At 59.2% G+C, this 18,108-nt stretch carries 3 protein-coding genes; all 3 read left to right on the forward strand.

The features are described 5' to 3' along the window. Window positions 1-509: 509 nt before the first annotated feature. The 3 genes from BV494_RS01840 (at window position 510) to BV494_RS01850 (ending at window position 18,107) form a co-directional block, all read left to right on the forward strand. The gene (locus BV494_RS01840; RefSeq protein WP_104921305.1) at window positions 510-14,318 is read left to right on the forward strand and encodes an Ig-like domain-containing protein; all 13,809 of its coding nucleotides are present in this window, start codon (window positions 510-512) and stop codon (window positions 14,316-14,318) included. A 165-nt stretch (window positions 14,319-14,483) separates the two neighbouring features. Then, window positions 14,484-15,860, forward strand: a complete 1,377-nt coding sequence (locus BV494_RS01845) for a TolC family outer membrane protein (RefSeq protein ID WP_104921306.1) — start codon at window positions 14,484-14,486, stop codon at window positions 15,858-15,860. 69 nt (window positions 15,861-15,929) lie between these two features. Then, window positions 15,930-18,107, forward strand: coding sequence for a type I secretion system permease/ATPase (locus BV494_RS01850; RefSeq protein WP_104921307.1), 2,178 nt, complete (start codon window positions 15,930-15,932; stop codon window positions 18,105-18,107). Window position 18,108: the final 1 nt, after the last annotated feature.

The raw sequence follows: 18,108 nt of genomic DNA on the forward strand, positions 1-18,108 counted from the left end.
TACATTAGTGCCAGAAAATCTAAGGAAGGATCACACAATTGGTAAGTCAGCATGATGAGTTTTTTGGCTGCCTAATACTTGATTTTATTAATAATGATCTCGCTCATTCATTAATCAATAGTTGTAATGTGCTTATATTTCATGGTTTTGATTTTTCAGTGTATGAGCTAGAACATGAAATATCCTTCGTCAAACTTATATTTCGACTTCAATCGATTAATTTTTTTTATCTTAAAGATTATCTTTTTTTTATGCATTTAACTTAAATCATGCATATAACTTATGGAGTTTCGGACGAAAAGTTACCGAAACGTTTACATAAAAAGAACATTTTTATCTTGAGATGCTTGTTAATTGCTCCATTTGCAGTCTATGGCAATCCCTAACACCAGTTGGAAGTTAACCCATTTTCGTAATGGTCTTCATACCTGCTGAACCTCCCTTTTCCGGAACCGGAAAGCGCGGGCCACGCGTGTGTGAGTCTCAACTGGATGTTATAGGGGTACAACATGGCTCAGAACGGTAGCGTTGTTATTGATATTCTCTCTCGTAAAAATGGTGCAGTAATCTCTCAGGTTTCCAGTGCCAGTCAGGATGTTACCCTCAATCAGGCCAGCATAATTCGCGTTCACGGCACCCATGAAGCGGTGTCAAGCTATGAGCGCGTGGGCAATGATCTCGTTATTCACATGAAAGACGGCAGTACTGTCCGCTACCACAGTTTCTTTAACACCGACGGCAAGGGCGAAGACAGCGAACTGGTGTTCGATGACGGTGTTCACCCTATCGAACACGCCGCGTTCATTGATACCGGTGCCACCGCCGGTGCCGTTCCGATTGTTCCCGCTTATCAAACCATCCCGGATATCGGCGTTTTACTCGAAGATTCCTCCAACTTTAACCCTGCGGTATTAGCCGCGGTTCTGGGCGTGGTTGCGCTCGGCGCAGGCATCGCCATTGCCGCAGGTGGCGGCGGTGGTGGTGGTGGCGGCAGTAGCAGTAATAACGGCGGAAGTAATGGCGGCAACAACGGGGGAAATACCGGAGGAAACACTGGCGGTAATACCGGCGGCAACAACGGCGGAACGACCAATGAAGCTCCCACGCTGACGCTGGCGACTTTCGCCAACGGCAACGTGCTCAATAAATCCGCCGCAGAAAGCACCCAGAATTTCACTGGTTCCACCACTCACGCCGCCGCTGGCAGCACCATCGTGCTGACCATCAATGGCAAAACGTATACCACGACCGTTGACGGCAGCGGCAACTGGAGCGTTCCGCTGACGGCGGAACAATTGCATACGCTGGCTGACGGTACCTACGTGGTCAGCGTGACCGTGACCAACACCACCGGCGAGAGCGTGACCAAAAGCATCACCGTCGTGGTTGATACCACGCCGCCGGTGCTGACGGTGGATCCGGTGGATGGCGACAACGTCATCGACGCCATCGAACATCAGCAACCGCTGGTGGTGAGCGGAACCGCCTCGGTTTCTGAAGCCGGGCGCACCGTGGATGTCGTTCTTAATGGCGTGCATTACAGCGCCACCGTTACCGCCGAAGGCACCTGGTCAGTGACCATTCCGGCCAACGTCGTTTCTGCACTGGCGGAAGGGAATTATACCCTGACGACTTCGCTGATCGATGCCGCCGGTAACGCCACTACCACGCCGGAAAGCTTTGTCGTCAATGACAGCGCGGGCATCCTGACCGTCAACCCGATTTCCGGCGACGGCCAGCTTAATGCCATCGAAGCGCAGTCCACACTGGTGATCACCGGGACAACATTGCATGTCGCGGCCGGTACCCAAATTACGGTGGTTCTCGGCGGCGTGACCTATCACACCACCACCAATGCTGACGGCGGCTGGAGCCTGAGTGTGCCTTCCTCCGCGTTACAGGCGCTGACCGACGGTGAAACCTCGCTGACCATCAGTCTGGTCGATGCGCAGGGCAATACCATCAGCCAGACCGCAGATCTGAATGTGGCCATTCACGGTGTACCGCCGACGCTGAACTCTCCGTTTGGTGATGACAACACCCTGGATGCTACCGAATCCACCACGACGCAGACACTGACGGGTAACACCGGCCTGAAAGGCGACGGACAAACCGTCACGATCACCATCGGCGGGCAGCAACTGACCGGCACGGTGGACAGCAATGGCGGTTTTACCGTCAGCGTGCCGCCTTCGTTGCTCGGCAATCTGCCGCAAGGCATGAACAATATTACGGTGACCGTGACGGACACGGCGGGCAACCATAATGCCATCACCACGCCGTTTAACGTCGATACCATTGCACCAACACTGACGGTCAACCCGCTGGAAGGTGACGGTTACATCAGCGTGGCAGAAGCAGAAGGCGTCATGACCCTGACCGGGACGGCGTCGGTGACTGAAGCCGGTCGTCCGGTGGTTATCACGATTAATGGCGTGAATTATGACGGCGCAGTGGTTCAGCCGAACGGCACCTGGAGCCTGAACATTCCGGCCGGTTCCCTGAGCAATCTCAACCAGGATGTCACCGTGACCGCGACGCTGACGGATGCCGCCGGGAACACCACCACCAATACCAGCACGATCCACGTCGCTTCCGATCCGCTCCAGCCACCTGAAATCAGCGTCAATGTGTTCGCGTCTGACAACATTGTTGACGGGGCTGAGCGCCTGACCGCGCAAACCATTAGCGGTGCAACGACACGCGTCGAAGAAGGGCAGATTGTCACGATCACCCTGAACGGGCACACGTACACCGCCACAGTAGGTGCCAGCGGTAACTGGAGTGTGATCATCCCGGCGGCGGATGTGGTTGTGCTGGCAAATGGTCAGCAAACCATTACCGCCACGGTTTCTGATAAAGCGGGCAACGTCGCGACACCAGGCTCTGACACCTTCACGGTGGATTCCGGGCAGAGCGGGATTGCTATCGATCCTGTCGGCGGCGATAACGTGATTAACGCCGTTGAAACGGCCGACGGTATTTTGGTGACGGGCACCACGCTGGGTGTCGCACCGTTTTCATTGGTGACCGTGACGTTCGGCGGCCTGATCCGTCTGGCTATCGTTGAGCCGGATGGCCGCTGGTCGATGGCGCTGTCACACACCGATTTACAATCGTTGGATCCGACCACGCTGATCTTTACGGCAAGCGTTCTGGCGATCAATGGCACTACGCTGAGCAACAGCGTTGCCGTGGGTGTCGATAATGTTGCGCCGGTTCCGACACTGGATACGCCGTTTGGCGACGGTTATCTCAATATTGCCGAAGCCTCAACCGCTGAAAGCCTGCACGGTACTACCGGCAAAACCGGCGACGGGCAGACCGTGACCGTCACGCTGGGCGGGCATACTTATACGGCAACGGTGAATGGCAACACCGGTGCATGGACCGTCAGTGTGCCTTCCGCTGATTTGCAGGCGCTGCCAGCTGGCGCGAACGCGATTGTGGTTCATGCCACGGATGCGGCGGGAAACACCGCAACGCTGAACGGCACCGCGACGGTTGACCTGACCGCGCCAACACTGACCATTAATCCGGTGTCCGGCGACGGTTACGTGAATATCAGTGAATCGGCAGCAGATATCGCCGTCACCGGGACCGCTTCGATTGCGGACGCGGGCCGCACGGTCACGGTCACGCTGAACGGCCAATCATACACCGGCGTTGTCGGCGAAAACGGGCAGTGGAGCGTGACGGTGCCCGCCGGTGCGCTGACCGGCGTGGCTGACGGGCAATATCCGCTGACCGCGCAGCTTTCTGACACTGCCGGTAACAGCACGACTGTCACCTCGAATGTTCAACTGGTGGCCGATCCGGCCAATGCACCGACCATTACCCTCAACGCTTTTGCCGGTGACAACATTGTCGATGGCGCGGAGCAAAGAGCGGCGCAGACCCTGAGCGGTACGACCACGCATGTGGAAGCCGGTCAGATTGTTTCGATTACCCTCAACGGCATTGTTTACACCGCCACCGTTCATGCCGATGGCAGCTGGAGCACCAGCATCCCTTCTTCAGCACTGACGGCGCTGACCAACGGAACGCTGCAAATCAGCGCGACCGTGCTCGACAAAGCCGGGAACCTGGCCAACGGCGCAGAAGAGATCACCGTCAATAATCTGCAAAGCGGTCTGTCCGTCAATCCGGTGACCGGCGATAACCAGCTGAATGCGCTGGAAGCGGCTGCCGGTGTCACCATCAGCGGAACCTCCGTCAACGTTCCGGTCAACGGCGTGGTCACTATTACGCTGAACGGGAAAACCTACACCGCCACTGTCGGCGCGGGCGGAGCCTGGAGTGCGCAGGTTTCAGCCAGCGATCTGGCAACGCTCAGCGATGGCCCGAACACCATCCGCGTCAGCGCGACGGATGCGACCGGGAATCCGGTCAGCAACACCGATGTGCTGAACGTCATCATTCATCATCTGCCAGCCGTTACCCTCAATCCGCCATTTGGCGATGGCATTCTCAATGCCGCTGAAACCGGCGTCAGCCAGACGCTGACCGGGAATACCGGCGTGTCCGGCAACGGCCAGACCGTCACCGTGACGTTGGGTGGCGAAAACTACACTGCGACGGTTGCCGGTGACGGTTCATTCACCGTGACCGTCCCGTCCACGGCGCTTTCCGCGCTGGGTCAGGGGGCGACAACCGTTCAGGTCGCGGCTTCCGATGCAGCGGGCAATACCAGTAACATCACGGTTCCGGTCACGGTCGATACCGTCGCGCCAACTGTCTCAATTAATCCGGTGGCTGGCGATGGCATCATTAATGCGGCAGAAGCAGGCGCGGTGATTGCGGTCACCGGCACCACTGGCGTGGCCGAAGTCGGGCGCACCGTGACGGTTTCTGTTGGCGGGCATACTTATACCGGTGTCGTGGATGCCGGGGGTGCGTGGACGGTGAATATTCCGGCTGACGCGCTGGACAGCGTGGCTAACGGTCAGTACACCCTGACCGCCAGTATTACCGATGCGGCAGGCAATACCGGCAGCAGCAGCACGCCGGTGAGTATCGTGGCGGATCCTGCGCTGCTTCCTGCCATTACCATTAACACCTTTGCCGGTGACAATACGCTCGACGGCGCAGAACGCCAGACCGCGCAGCTCATCAGCGGGACCACCACCCACGTGGAAGCCGGTCAGACGGTGATTATTACGCTGGGTACGCACACGTATAACGCCACCGTGCTGGCCAGCGGTGCATGGAGTGTTTCTGTTCCGGCGGCTGATTTGCAGGAACTGAACAACGGCGCGGCGTCCATCAATGTTTCCGTCAGCGATAAAGCCGGTAACCCGGCAAGCAACAGTGATCCGATCACCGTGAACTCCACGCTGGGCGGTATTTCCATTGACACCATCGCGGGTGACAACAACGTCAACGTGGCAGAGGCCGCAGCGGGAATTACCGTCAGCGGATCCACCAGCAACGTGCCGGTTGGCACAGTCGTCACCGTATCGCTGGGCGGGCAGAATTACCCGACAACGGTCATTGATGCCGCCGGTCACTGGTCAGTGAATATTCCGTCATCCGCCTTTGCGGGTCTGGCGGATGGCACCAGCCATGTGATTGCGACTACCGTCACCATCGATTCTGTTACGGTGACCAGCACCATTGATATCGGCATTTACACGCAGGAACCTGTTCCGACGATTAACACACCGTTTGGCGACGGTCAGCTGGGCACCACCGAAGCGGCTGCCGCGCAGATTCTCACCGGGACGACCGGCCTGACAGGCGACGGCCAGACCGTTCAGGTCGTGATCGACGGGCATACCCTGACCGGTACCGTTGCCAGCAATGGCACCTGGACGGTCACCGTGCCTGCCGGGACATTGACCGGTGCGGCGGAAGGGCCAACACCGGTACAGGTCACCGTGACCGATGCCGGGGGCAACACCGGCACCACGACCGGTTCGGTCAATATTGACTTCACACCGCCGACGCTGGTACTCGCCAGCGTGACGGGCGATAACGTCATTAATGCGCTGGAACTGGCCGGTGCAATTACGCTGTCCGGGGAGGCGAGTAACAGCGAGGCCGGGCAGACGGTCACGCTGCAATTCGGGGGGCAGACCTATCAGGCCATCGTGCAATCTGGCGGTACGTGGAACGTCAACGTTCCGGCTGGCGCACTGACAGGCACCGCAGACGGCACCTACACGCTGACTGCCACGCTGAAAGATCTGGCGGGAAATACCACGACAACGACGGAAACGTACACCGTGGTTGCCGCGCATCCGCCTGTTCCAAGCATCAATACACCGTTTGGCGATACCTTCCTCAACCGCAATGAAGCCGATTCTGCGCAAACCCTGAGCGGAACCACGGGCGTACTGGGCGCAGGCCAGATTGTGGTGGTGAATATTCAGGGTGTGGATCACCCGGCCACAGTGGACGCCAACGGCAACTGGAGCGTTAGTCTTGACGCACTGACCTTGCAGGGCTTGGGCGAAGGCGTGCAGACCGTTCTGGTTACCGCCACGGACAGCGCCGGTAACGCAGGCAACACCAGCAGTGCGATCACGGTCGATTTCACCCCACCAACGCTGAGCTTCAATGCGGTGGCGACAGATAACATCATCAATGCCGCCGAAGCATTGCAGCCGGTGGTGATCAGCGGCACCGCCGATCTGCCGGATGCCGGTCAGACGGTATCTGTCGTACTGAGCTTCAATGGCGTGACTTACAACGCCGTTGTCCAGCCGGATGGCAACTGGAGTTTCACGCTGCCAAGTGGTGTGGTGCAGGCGCTGACGGATACCACGTATACGCTGACGGCCACCATCACCGATGCGGCGGGGAACGTCACAACCGGAACGCATACCTTTAATGTGGATGCCGCGGCGGCTGATTTGCCAACGCTGACCATTACCGCCGTTTCGACCGATGACTACATTAATGCCAGCGAGAAAGGTCTGCCGATCCCGATTACCGGAACCACGACGCACGTCGAAGCCGGACAAATCGTGTCAGTGGTATTCAATGGCCACACGTACACAGCCAACGTGCAGGCTGACGGCAGCTGGACGGCAACCGTTCCGGCAGAAGATTTAACGACGCTGTCCGACGGGCCGCTGACGGTCACGGCGTCGGTCACCGACGTAGCCCTGAACCCGGCGACGGCATCGCATAATGCCACCGTGATTGCCCAGCCGGGCGATTTGCCAACGGTGACCATCAACGCGGTGTCCGGTGACAGCAACATCAATATCATCGAACACAATCAGGCGACGACCATTACCGGGACGTCGAACCATGTTCCGGTGGGCGGCACCATCACACTGGTTATTACCGGTGAAAGTTACTCCCACACCTACACCGCGACCGTGCAGGCTGATGGCAGCTGGAGTATCCCGCTGACGGCGGCGCAGGTGCAGGAACTGCCGGCAGGCAATAACACCTTCACCGTCACGGCGGACGACGTGGCGCAAAACGTGGCGACCGCGACGCAAAACGTCACGGTGGATCTGATTGCACCGACGCTGAGCGTCACGGTGAATACCGGCGGTGACGGTTACATCAATCTGGCCGAGGCCGTGGCAGGGCTTCCGCTTACCGGTCTGACTGACCCGAATCTGGTGGTCAAAATCACGCTTAACGGTAAGGATTACTTCAGTACAGCCAACGGATCCGGCGTATGGAGCCTGACAATTCCGGGCCTGGATCTTCAGGCCATCACCACGGACGGCAACAAAACGGTCAGCGTCAGCGTCAGCGATGCAGCCGGGAACACCGCCAGCAATACCGCTGATTTCACGCTGGCGATCCATGCACTTCCGGTGCTGACGCTGGGCGTGATCGCCACCGACGGCATCCTCAATATCAGTGAGGCGGCTGCCGGGATCACTCTCACCGGCACCAGTAGCGGGCTGGCACCGGGGTCGACCGTATTGGTAACCATTCCGGGGCTGGCAACGCCGGTGTCGGGGACGGTCAATCCGGACGGACTTGGCTGGACTGCAACCGTTGCGCCGGGCGCGCTCAGCGGGCTGACAAACGGCGTGGTGCAGGTCACCGTGACGGCGCAGGATGTGGCCAGTAACCCGGCGTCTTCCAGTGCCAGTCTGGATATCGAACTGAGCGCACCGCCGGTGCCGACGATTAATACGCCATTCACAGATGGCATTCTGAACGCGACCGAAGCGGCAGCCACTCAGCTGATTACCGGTACTACCGGCATCACCGGCGCAGGCCAGACCGTTCTGGTGAAAATAGATGGCGTGCCTGTGCTGGCAACCGTCGGCAATAACGGCGTCTGGACGGCGACCGTGCCTTCGGGTCTGTTGCAGGGGCTGGCGGATAGTTCACATACCATCAGCGTAACCACCACCGACAGCGCGGGCAACGTCAGTACTGCCGGAACCCTTGATTTCACCGCACTGACGCACACACTGCCGGTGGCTGGCATCAATACGCCATTTACCGACGGCGTTCTGAACTTCGACGAAGCGTCTGACCCTCTGGGTCAGGTCATCACCGGTACTACCGGGATCACCAGTCCGGGCCAGACCGTCACCGTGGTCATTAACGGTAACGCCGTGCCGGTTGTGGTCGATTCTGTTGCCGGAACCTGGAGCGTCTCGCTGACATCAACCCAGTTGCTTGGCTTGCAGGACGGTACGTGGCCGGTCGTCGTGACCGTGACAGACAGCGCCGGGAACTCCTCTGTGCTGCCAGTTTCCGTGGGCGTGCAGATCCATACTCTGCCAGCCCCGACCATTGACCTGCCATTCGGCGACGGTACGCTGAACATTGCGGAATCCACGGCCGTTGGCGGACAGACGATCACCGGCACTACCGGTGTGACCGGCGCGGGGCAAACGGTCAGCGTGGCGATTGCCGGGATCACCGGCGGGCCATTCGCAGCGACGGTGGATGCCACCGGACACTGGAGCCTGACCCTGACGCCAACCCAACTGGCATCCCTCGGGCTGGCAACAGCGGCGCATGTCATCACGGTGACCGCGACGGATTCCGTCGGTAACCATACGGATGCCACGCTGAGCTTTACCTCGCACCTGTCTGCACCGGTTCCGGGGATTGACCTGGCGTTTGGTAACGACATTCTCAATATCGCCGAAGCGGCGGCCATCAACACGATTACCGGGACAACCGGTATCCTCGGCAACAACCAGAACGTCAAACTGACCATTGATGTCGGCGGCACGACGTATACCGGAACGGTGGATCCGCTGACCGGTGACTGGTCGGTGACATTACCTGCGGGCGTACTCAACTCGCTGGGCAACGGTGCGCATGACATCAACGTCACCGTCACCGATGCGGCGGGCAACAGCGTGTCGGTGTCTCATCCGTTTACCAGCTTCCTGACCGTGCCGGATGTCACTATCGACAGGCCGTTTGGCGACGGTTATCTGAATGCGGCGGACGCACTGATCACCCAGCATCTGACCGGGACCACCGGATTGTCCGGAACGGCCGAACTCGGGCAGGTTGTGACGGTGACCGTTGGCGGCCAGGCACTGACTGACGTGACGGTAGATATCAATGGTCGCTGGACCGCGACATTAACCGTTGCCGAAATGGCAACGCTGGCGCAGGGCGAGCAGGCGATTGTGGTGACCGTGACTGACGGTGGCGGCAACAGCGGCACGGCGACCACGGAAGCCGGGATTGCGGTGACGCAATTGCCTGCCATTGAGGTGACGTCATTCGCCGGTACGGGCTTTGATCTGACCTACGCAGAAAGCCAGAATCCGCAAACCATTACCGGTACCACCGTGAATGTACAGGCCGGGCAACAGGTGACCGTGACTGTCGGCACGATAACTCATCAGGCTACGGTGCAGGCTGACGGTTCCTGGACTGTAACGCTGACGCCAACAGAACTGGTAACGCTGACTTCAGCGGATACCATTACCGCGTCGGTCAGCGACCTGGCCGGTAACCCGGCAACCTTGCCAGCCCCTGAAGCGATCGTTGTCGACCTGACGCCGCCGGTTACGCCAACGCTGACAATTGATCCGGTTACCGGCGATAACGTCATTAATGTGGCGGATAACAATCCGACCACCATCACAGTGTCCGGTAAAACCCTCAATATGCCGGACGGCACGCTGGTCATAATCAGTGTCGGTGGCGCTTCGCATACCGCAAACGTGACAGGAAATGTCTGGACAGTGGATGTGGCGGCTTCTGAATTTGTGAACGGCTCCACCACGACGGTCACCGCAACCACACTTATTCCACCGGCTAACGCCACACAAACCGTACTGGTCGATACCAGTGCGCCGGTGGTGACCATCAACAACTTTACTGCCGACAACACCATCAACAACCTTGAATCGAAATCGGCGCAAACCATTTCGGGGACGGTGGTTGATAACAACAATAATGATGTGGGCAGTGTGGTGACCGTTTCCCTGAACGGCAAAACCTACACCACGACCGTGCAAACGGGCGGTGTCTGGTCGGTCAGCGTACCGGCTGCCGATTTGCAGGTGCTGCCGCAGGGCACGGGTAACACCATCACCGCCACGGTGACGGATGCCGCCGGTAACCTGGGGGCTGCGGTTCCACATCCGATTACGGTTGATACTTCCGCGCCGTTGCTCGGTCTTAACGCGGTTGCCGGAAACAACATCATTAATCTGGCTGAATCACTGGTCAACGTCGTGCTTGGCGGGACGTCCTCCGGTGCTGATGGTCAGACGGTGACGGTGACACTTGGCGGTGCGACCATCGGGACGGCACTTATTCAGCCGGGCGGAGCCTGGTCGCTGAACCTGACGCCGGCGCAAATGTTGCTGCTTAACGACGGCACCCTGACCCTGGCGGCGACGGTAACGGACGCGGCAGGTAACACCACCAGCGTCTCAACCGGTCTGGATATCTTCTTCAACAAACTGCTGGACGTCAGCGTGGCCAGCGGACTGGGGCTGACCGACGGTTACCTCAATCTGGCGGAATCTCAGGTCGCGCAAATCCTCAGCGGGACGGCAACGGGCGCAGGCGTGGGCTCAGTGGTGTCTACCGTCATTAACGGCACGCCGCTCTCTGCCATCGTCGGGGCCAACGGGGCGTGGGCCTTCACCATTCCGGCAACGCTGCTGGGGGCATTAGGGGATGGCGCGCAGGTCCTGAACCTGACCATCACCGATGCTGCCGGTAACGTTAAAGTTGAACCGCTGAACATCAACGTCTTGAAAACGCTGCCGGTACTCGGCGCGCTCGACCCGATCTTTGGCGGCAACGGCCTGCTGAATGCGGTCGAAGCGCTGACCGCGCAAACGATCGGCGGAGCGGCAACGGCCGTCAATGGCACGCTGGTCACCGTGACGCTGGGCGGTAAAACCTACAACACCACGGTGACGGCGGGAACCTGGAATATCAGCATCCAGCCGGGCGATCTGGCGACGCTGCTCGACGGCAATCTGAACATTGGCATTACGCTGACTGATCCGGCGGGCAACTCCACCAGCACCAATATTCCGGTGGGGATCGCCATCCACAACCTGCCAACCGTTGTGCTCAACACCGTGTTTGGCGATGGCGTGCTCAATATCGCCGATGTGCTGGTCAATCAGACGATCAGCGGAACCGTGTTGAACGTCGCAGCGGGTACGGCGATCGTGGTGCAGGTCGGAACGCAGACTATCAATGGCGTGGTGGATGCGACGGGGCATTTCCTGGTCACGGTCACGCCGGATATTCTCAGTACACTGGCCGGTACGACAGCGGCTGTGAGCGTCAGCGTTGTGGATGCGGCGGGTAACGTTGGAAGCGCGGCGGCCAACGCCGTGCTTGACCTCGTCAGACCGGTCATCAACCTGACGTCCGTGCTCGGTGACGGGCTGCTCAGTGCCGCTGATGCCCTGACTACGCAGGTGATTGGCGGGACGATCGGTGGTGTGGCGACCGGCACGCAGGTTCAGGTAACGCTCGGCGGGAAAACCTACCTCGGCGTGACCGACAACACCGGAGCTTTCAGCATCACCCTGCAACCGGGCGACCTGAAAGCCCTGGGCGATGGTACCTTTACGGTCGGCGTTTCGGTCACAGACAGCAGCGGCAACACCAGCTCTGTCAGCTCCTCGCTGACCTCCATCGTCAACGCGATACCGAAAATCGTGCTGGATCCGATCTTCGGCGGTGACGGAATTCTGAATGCCGCCGAAGCGCTGCTCGCGCAGACCATCAGCGGAACCGTCACGAACGGACACGTCGGTGAAACGGTCAGCATCAACATCGGTAACGGCTTGCTAACCCTCACGGCGGCGGTGGGCAGTGACGGTAAATTCTCCGCGTCACTTTCCCCGCTGCAACTGGCCGGATTGCTTGACGGCAGCCTGACGATCGTCACCTCGGTGACCGATGCGGTGGGCAACACCGCATCGAATACTGTGGGTATCAACGTCGGGATCCACAATCTGCCATCGATTGTTCTTAACCCAATCTTTGGCGATGGCGTGCTGAACGTCGTTGACCTGCTGACCGGCCAGACCATCAGCGGTGTCGCCAGCAACGTGGCGGTGGGAACTCAGGTACAGATTTCACTGAACGGCAAAAACTATGTGGCGACAACCGGCACCGGCGGCGTATTCAGCGTCACCGTTCCGGTGGTGGATCTGAAGACCATACTCAATGGCTCGCCAAACGTGATTGCCAGCCTGACGGATGCCACCGGCAACCCGGCGTCGGTGACCAGTGTACTGAGCGTGGTCGCGCAGTCTCTGCCAACCATTACGCTGAACACGCCGTTTGGTGATGGTTTGCTCAACGCCGCCGATGCGTTGCTCACCCAGACCATCAGCGGGACCACCACTAACGCGCAGGGCTCGACGGTCAGCATTAACGTCGGCGGTAACATCCTGACCGCGCTGGTGAAAGCCGACGGCACCTTCAGCGTGGCCATTCCGCAACTCACGCTTTCGAGCCTGCTGGACGGCACGCTGAACGTTGCTGCCTCTGTCACTAACGCCGCCGGTCATGCGGTGAGTGGCAGTACGACAGCGACGGTGGGCATTCATACGCTGCCAACGCTGGTGGTCAATACGCTGTTCGGTGGCGACCATTATCTGAATGCGGCGGAAGCCGGTGCGAATACCAACATCACCGGCACGTCAAACCTGACAAACGGCACGGTCAGCGTCACAGTGGGGACGGTGACGCATACCGGCACCATCACCAACGGCGTCTGGAGCGTGCCGTTCACGTCCGCAGAGCTGAAAGGGCTGGCCGACGGTTCAACACAGGTCTCAGTAGTGGTCACGGACTCCGTGGGCAACATTGCAACTTCCTCGAACCCGCTGACCGTTCTGACTCACGAACTGCCGCTGGCTGCACTCAACGCGGTGGGATCCCTTACCGGATTGCTGGGTGGGATCCTGACGGGCGGTCTGGCGCTTTCCGGCACCAGCCGCAACATCGCGCAGGGCGGGTTAGTCAGCGTCACCTTGCTGGGTAATACCTTGCAGGGCGTGGTACAGGCTGACGGTTCATGGCAGGTGAAATTCAGCAGTTCCGTGTTCAGTGCCTACAGCATTCTCACGCTGCTGGCGGCACTGACCGGCAACATCGTTGAGCTGAAAGCGGTCGATGCGGCGGGCAATGGCTTTGACGTCCATGTCGGGCTGGCGGCCGGTTCAACGCTGCCGCCGGACACCAACGCGGCCGCCGTGCAGTCTCTGGCGGTTGAAGATACCCACACGCTGGCGGCGGTCCACACCACCGATACCAGCAGTTCAACCACAGACACCACCACGCATACCACCAGCACGCTGACCGATGCGCTGGTGACGACAGACACCAGTTCGTCCACCACCAGCACCACGACCAGCACAACGTCGGACACCACATCTCATGCGGACACGGCGTTCTCAATTGGTGGCGTCACCATCGACCTGACGGCAACGGACGGCGTGGCGATCGGCGGTTCCGGTAACGACACCATCTCGGTTCATACGCTTGATTTCTCGCAAATCGACGGCGGAACCGGTGTCGATACCTTGCTGCTGGCGGGCACCAATCAGCATCTGGATCTGACCCTGCTCGGGCTGAAAGTTGAACATATCGACATCTTCGATTTGGGCAACTCCGGCACCAACAGCATCTCGCTGAATCTGCATGAGGCGCTGAGCGTGAAGGACAACCCGACGGACGAAGTGATCATCAAAGGGGGTGAGGGCAGCCTGGTGAATCTGCAAATAGGCGCCGACGGCGCATGGGCTGAAACCGGGCAACGCACGGTGGATGGCCTGACCTTCGACGTTTATCACAATGCCTCACTCGATACCTCCAATACGCTGGGAGACGTACTGGTACAGCACGGGTTACACGTTCAGCAAAACTAGTTGTAAATCGGATCGCGGTCTGCTCCCTCCCCTGCGAAGGGGAGGGTTGGGGTGGGGTATTAATGGCGACTCAGGCGTTGCCAGCCAAACCCACTCCCAGCTTTCCCCTCGTGAGAGAGGAAGGAGCAAGCCGAAACCTATCGGCGTAATTAAGTGGTGTCGGTAATGAAAAATAAGAAAGTGATACGGCCAGTGGCCGTCATCTTGGGCACCTTGTGCCTGACCGGGTTAACAGGGATTTTCAGTGTTGTGGCGGCGGTTAAACAGCCGGAATTTAACTGGCAGGCGGCACCGACGGAAGAGATGCGTGCCAGTCTGACATTACGGGATGCCATCTTGCGGGCGTTTGCGCGAAATCCACAGATCGCGGAAGCGGCGGCGCAAATCCGCGTGGGCGGCGGGAATCTGGATGCGGCGAAAAGTGCGTGGTATCCGCAGGTTTCATTACAGGGCGCGGGGGGGAAATCCCGTCAGACGTATGCCTCGGGAGACCAGAGCAGTAGCGGTTCGGCGGGCATTCAGCTCAGCCAGTTGCTGTGGGATTTCGGGAAAACCAACGGCAGTATCGGCGAGCAGGAGTATCTTTCGGACTCTTACCGTTTTTCACTTTACAGCACGATGACCGACGTAGCGCTGAGCACCATGCAGGCCTACCTGTCAGTCAAACGTTTTCAGGCGCTGGTTCTGGCGTCGCAGGACAATATTGAATCGCTGACCCGCGTCAGGGATACCGCCAGACTGCGCGCCGACGCCGGGCTGAGTTCTCAGTCTGACGTCTTGCAGGCGGAAACCCGCATCGCCGGGATGCGGGCGACAGTCGAACAATACCGCGCGCAGGCGCGTTCCTCACAGGCACAACTGACGGTGCTGACCGGCGTGGTTTCCAACGACCTGCCGGATCTGCCTGAAAACCTGCTCAATCAGAAAGTCACCCTCGACAAAATCCCTTACGAAAACAGTACGCTGGTGCGCGCGGCACAGGCCAAGCAACAGGCGGCGATCGAACAGGTCAATCAGGCCGAAGCCCAGCACTGGCCAACGGTGAGAGTTCAGGCGGGGCGCACGCGTTATGACAATAACGGCGGCAGCGGTTCGTACTGGGACGATCAGCTCCAGCTGGCGGTCGATGCGCCGGTGTATCAGGGCGGCGCGGTCAGCGCCAAAGTGCGTGCGGCGGAAGGGCAGCGTCAGGCGGCACAGGCGGATGTGGAAAAAGCCAAACTGGATATCAACCAGAAAGCTTCAACCGCTTATGCCGACATGATCGGCGGACAGCAGCGGCAGGTCGCGGGCGAGGAACAGTATTCCAGCGCCACGCATACCCGCAGCGTGTATCAGGACGAATACAAACTCAGCAAGCGCAGCCTGAATGATTTACTCAGCGTCGAGCAGGACGTTTTTCAGGCCGACACCATGCGTATCAGCGCGCTGTATGACGGCTGGGACGCCACGGTGCGTTACGCCGCTGCCGTCGACAACCTGGTCGACATGCTGGGCATCGACCGTCAGAAACAAACCGGTGACACCATCCCCAATCTGTAGAACGAAAAAGGTCAGAACGGAAAAGGGCAGAACGGGAAATCGCCAGAAGCATTCGATAACGAGGTTGAAATGAGCAATGAAGCAGCAACACCTTTGTCGATCGACGTCTGGATAAGCGCCCTGGGGCGCGTGGCCGAAACATTCGGTAAGCCAGCCGATCCGTTATTTCTTCGCCAGCAAATGCGCTGGTTTGAGCATCAGCCGTTACGCCGTCAGCTTGACCGCCTCAGCGGCCTGATGGGATTGCAAATCGGTATGGTCAGCTGGAATCAGGTGCGCTGGCGGCAGGAAGTGTTGCCTGCGGTTATTACCCTGGAGCAGGGCGGCATCGCGGTGCTCGAGCAGTTGCATGACGACGGCAACGTCGATTACTGGCTGAGCGACGGCGGAGATTTGCTGCGCTCGGCGGAACTGGTGGTCTTGCTGGAGCAAAGCACCGGCCCGGTCTTTCTGGTCGGCGTGGCACCACGCGGGCGTGACGAGCGCATCGACCAGTTTGTGCAGCCGCATCAGAAACACTGGTTCTGGGAAAACTTCCGGGGTTCCGGGCGCAAAATCGCGGAGATCTCGCTGGCCTCTGTTTTGGGTAACGTGCTGGCGCTGGCCGGGATCTTATTCTCCATGCAGGTATACGACCGCGTGATCCCGGCGCAATCTTTCCCGACGCTGTGGGTGTTGTTCTTCGGCGTGGTGCTGGCGGCGGGGATGGAATACGTCATCCGCCTGATGCGCACGCTGGTCTCCGATCTCATGGGCAAAAAGATTGACCTCAAGGTTTCATCGCTGTTTTTCGTGCGGGCGATGAGCATCAAAAATGACGACCGGCCAAAATCCACCGGTTCCTTTATTTCCCAACTGCGTGAAATCGATCAGGTGCGCGAACTGCTGACGTCAACCACCGTCAGCGCTGCCGCCGACATGCCGTTTGTCCTGCTGTTTCTCGGCATCATGTTCTTCATCGGCGGCCCGCTTGTGATTATTCCCCTTCTTGCCATTCCGCTGATTGTTATCCCCGGCATTCTGATCCAGTGGCCGATGGCAAAACTGGCGAAAGAAGGGATGCGCGAAAGTGCGCTGCGTAACGCCGTGCTGGTGGAAACCATCGAAGGCATTGAGGACATCAAAGCGTTGCAGGCGGAGGCGTATTTTCAGCGGCAGTGGGAGCAGACTCATGAAGTCAGCGCCGCCGTGGGCATGAAGCAACGCTTGTGGGGCGCGCGCCTGACCGGCTGGGCCTCGACGGTTCAGCAGCTAACCTACGGCGGAATGCTGGTGTTCGGGGTCTATCTGGTGCTGAGCGGCGATATCACTACCGGGACGCTGGTCGCCAGCAGCATGCTTTCCTCGCGCACCATCGCGCCGTTAATGCAGCTGACGATGGTCTTTTCCCGCTGGCAACATGCGAAAAGCGCCATGCGCGGGCTGGATGAACTGCTGAAAAAACCGGTCGACCGGCCTGCCGGTGCGGAACTGTCGCATTGCCCGACGCTGAGCGGTCATTTCAACGTGCGCAATCTGCAATACACCTACGACAAAGAGAATTCGCCGAACGTGCTCGGCATTGGTCAGCTGGAAATCAAACCCGGCGAGCGGGTGGCGATTTTGGGCAAGGTCGGGGCGGGTAAATCGACGCTGCTGAAATTGCTGTCCGGCCAGGCCAGCCCGTCGCAGGGCAAAATCCTGATTGATGGTGTCGACATGACCAAAGTCGAACCGGCCGATATCCGCCGTCAGATTGGTTATCTGTCGCAGGATTCGCGGCTGTTCTTCGGCACATTGCGCCAGAACCTGATGCTCGGTTATCCCCATGCCACCGATCAGGAAATGTTACAGGCGCTGCGCATCAGCGGCGCGTTGTCGATGGTGCAGGCCGACGCCTCCAGCCTCGACAAAATCATCAACGAAGGCGGGCGCGGATTGTCCGGCGGTCAGCGTCAGATGGTGATGCTCAGCCGCATGATTTTGCGCAATCCGCAGGTGGTGTTGCTCGATGAACCGACCGCGTCGATGGATGAACAGCTTGAGGATTACGTGATCCGCCAGCTTCACGCGTGGCTGGTTGGCCGCACGCTGATTGTGGTCACGCACCGTCCGGCGCTGCTCAAACTGGTCGACAGAGTTGTGGTGATGGATAACGGACGGGTGGTGGCCGACGGGCCACGGGATCACATTCTGGCAACTGCCGCCACCAACACACCGGCTCCGGCCGCGGCGGTGGTGGCTGAAACCAAACAGGGCGCAGCCTGAG

This window comes from Rahnella sikkimica (assembly GCF_002951615.1).
Taxonomy (GTDB): domain Bacteria; phylum Pseudomonadota; class Gammaproteobacteria; order Enterobacterales; family Enterobacteriaceae; genus Rahnella; species Rahnella sikkimica.

Excerpts from the sequence above, each read along its gene's own strand:
- BV494_RS01840 (WP_104921305.1), top strand. The coding sequence starts at position 510 with ATGGCTCAGAACGGTAGCGTTGTTATTGATATTCTCTCTCGTAAAAAT.
- BV494_RS01845 (WP_104921306.1), top strand. The coding sequence starts at position 14,484 with ATGAAAAATAAGAAAGTGATACGGCCAGTGGCCGTCATCTTGGGCACC.
- BV494_RS01850 (WP_104921307.1), top strand. The coding sequence starts at position 15,930 with ATGAGCAATGAAGCAGCAACACCTTTGTCGATCGACGTCTGGATAAGC.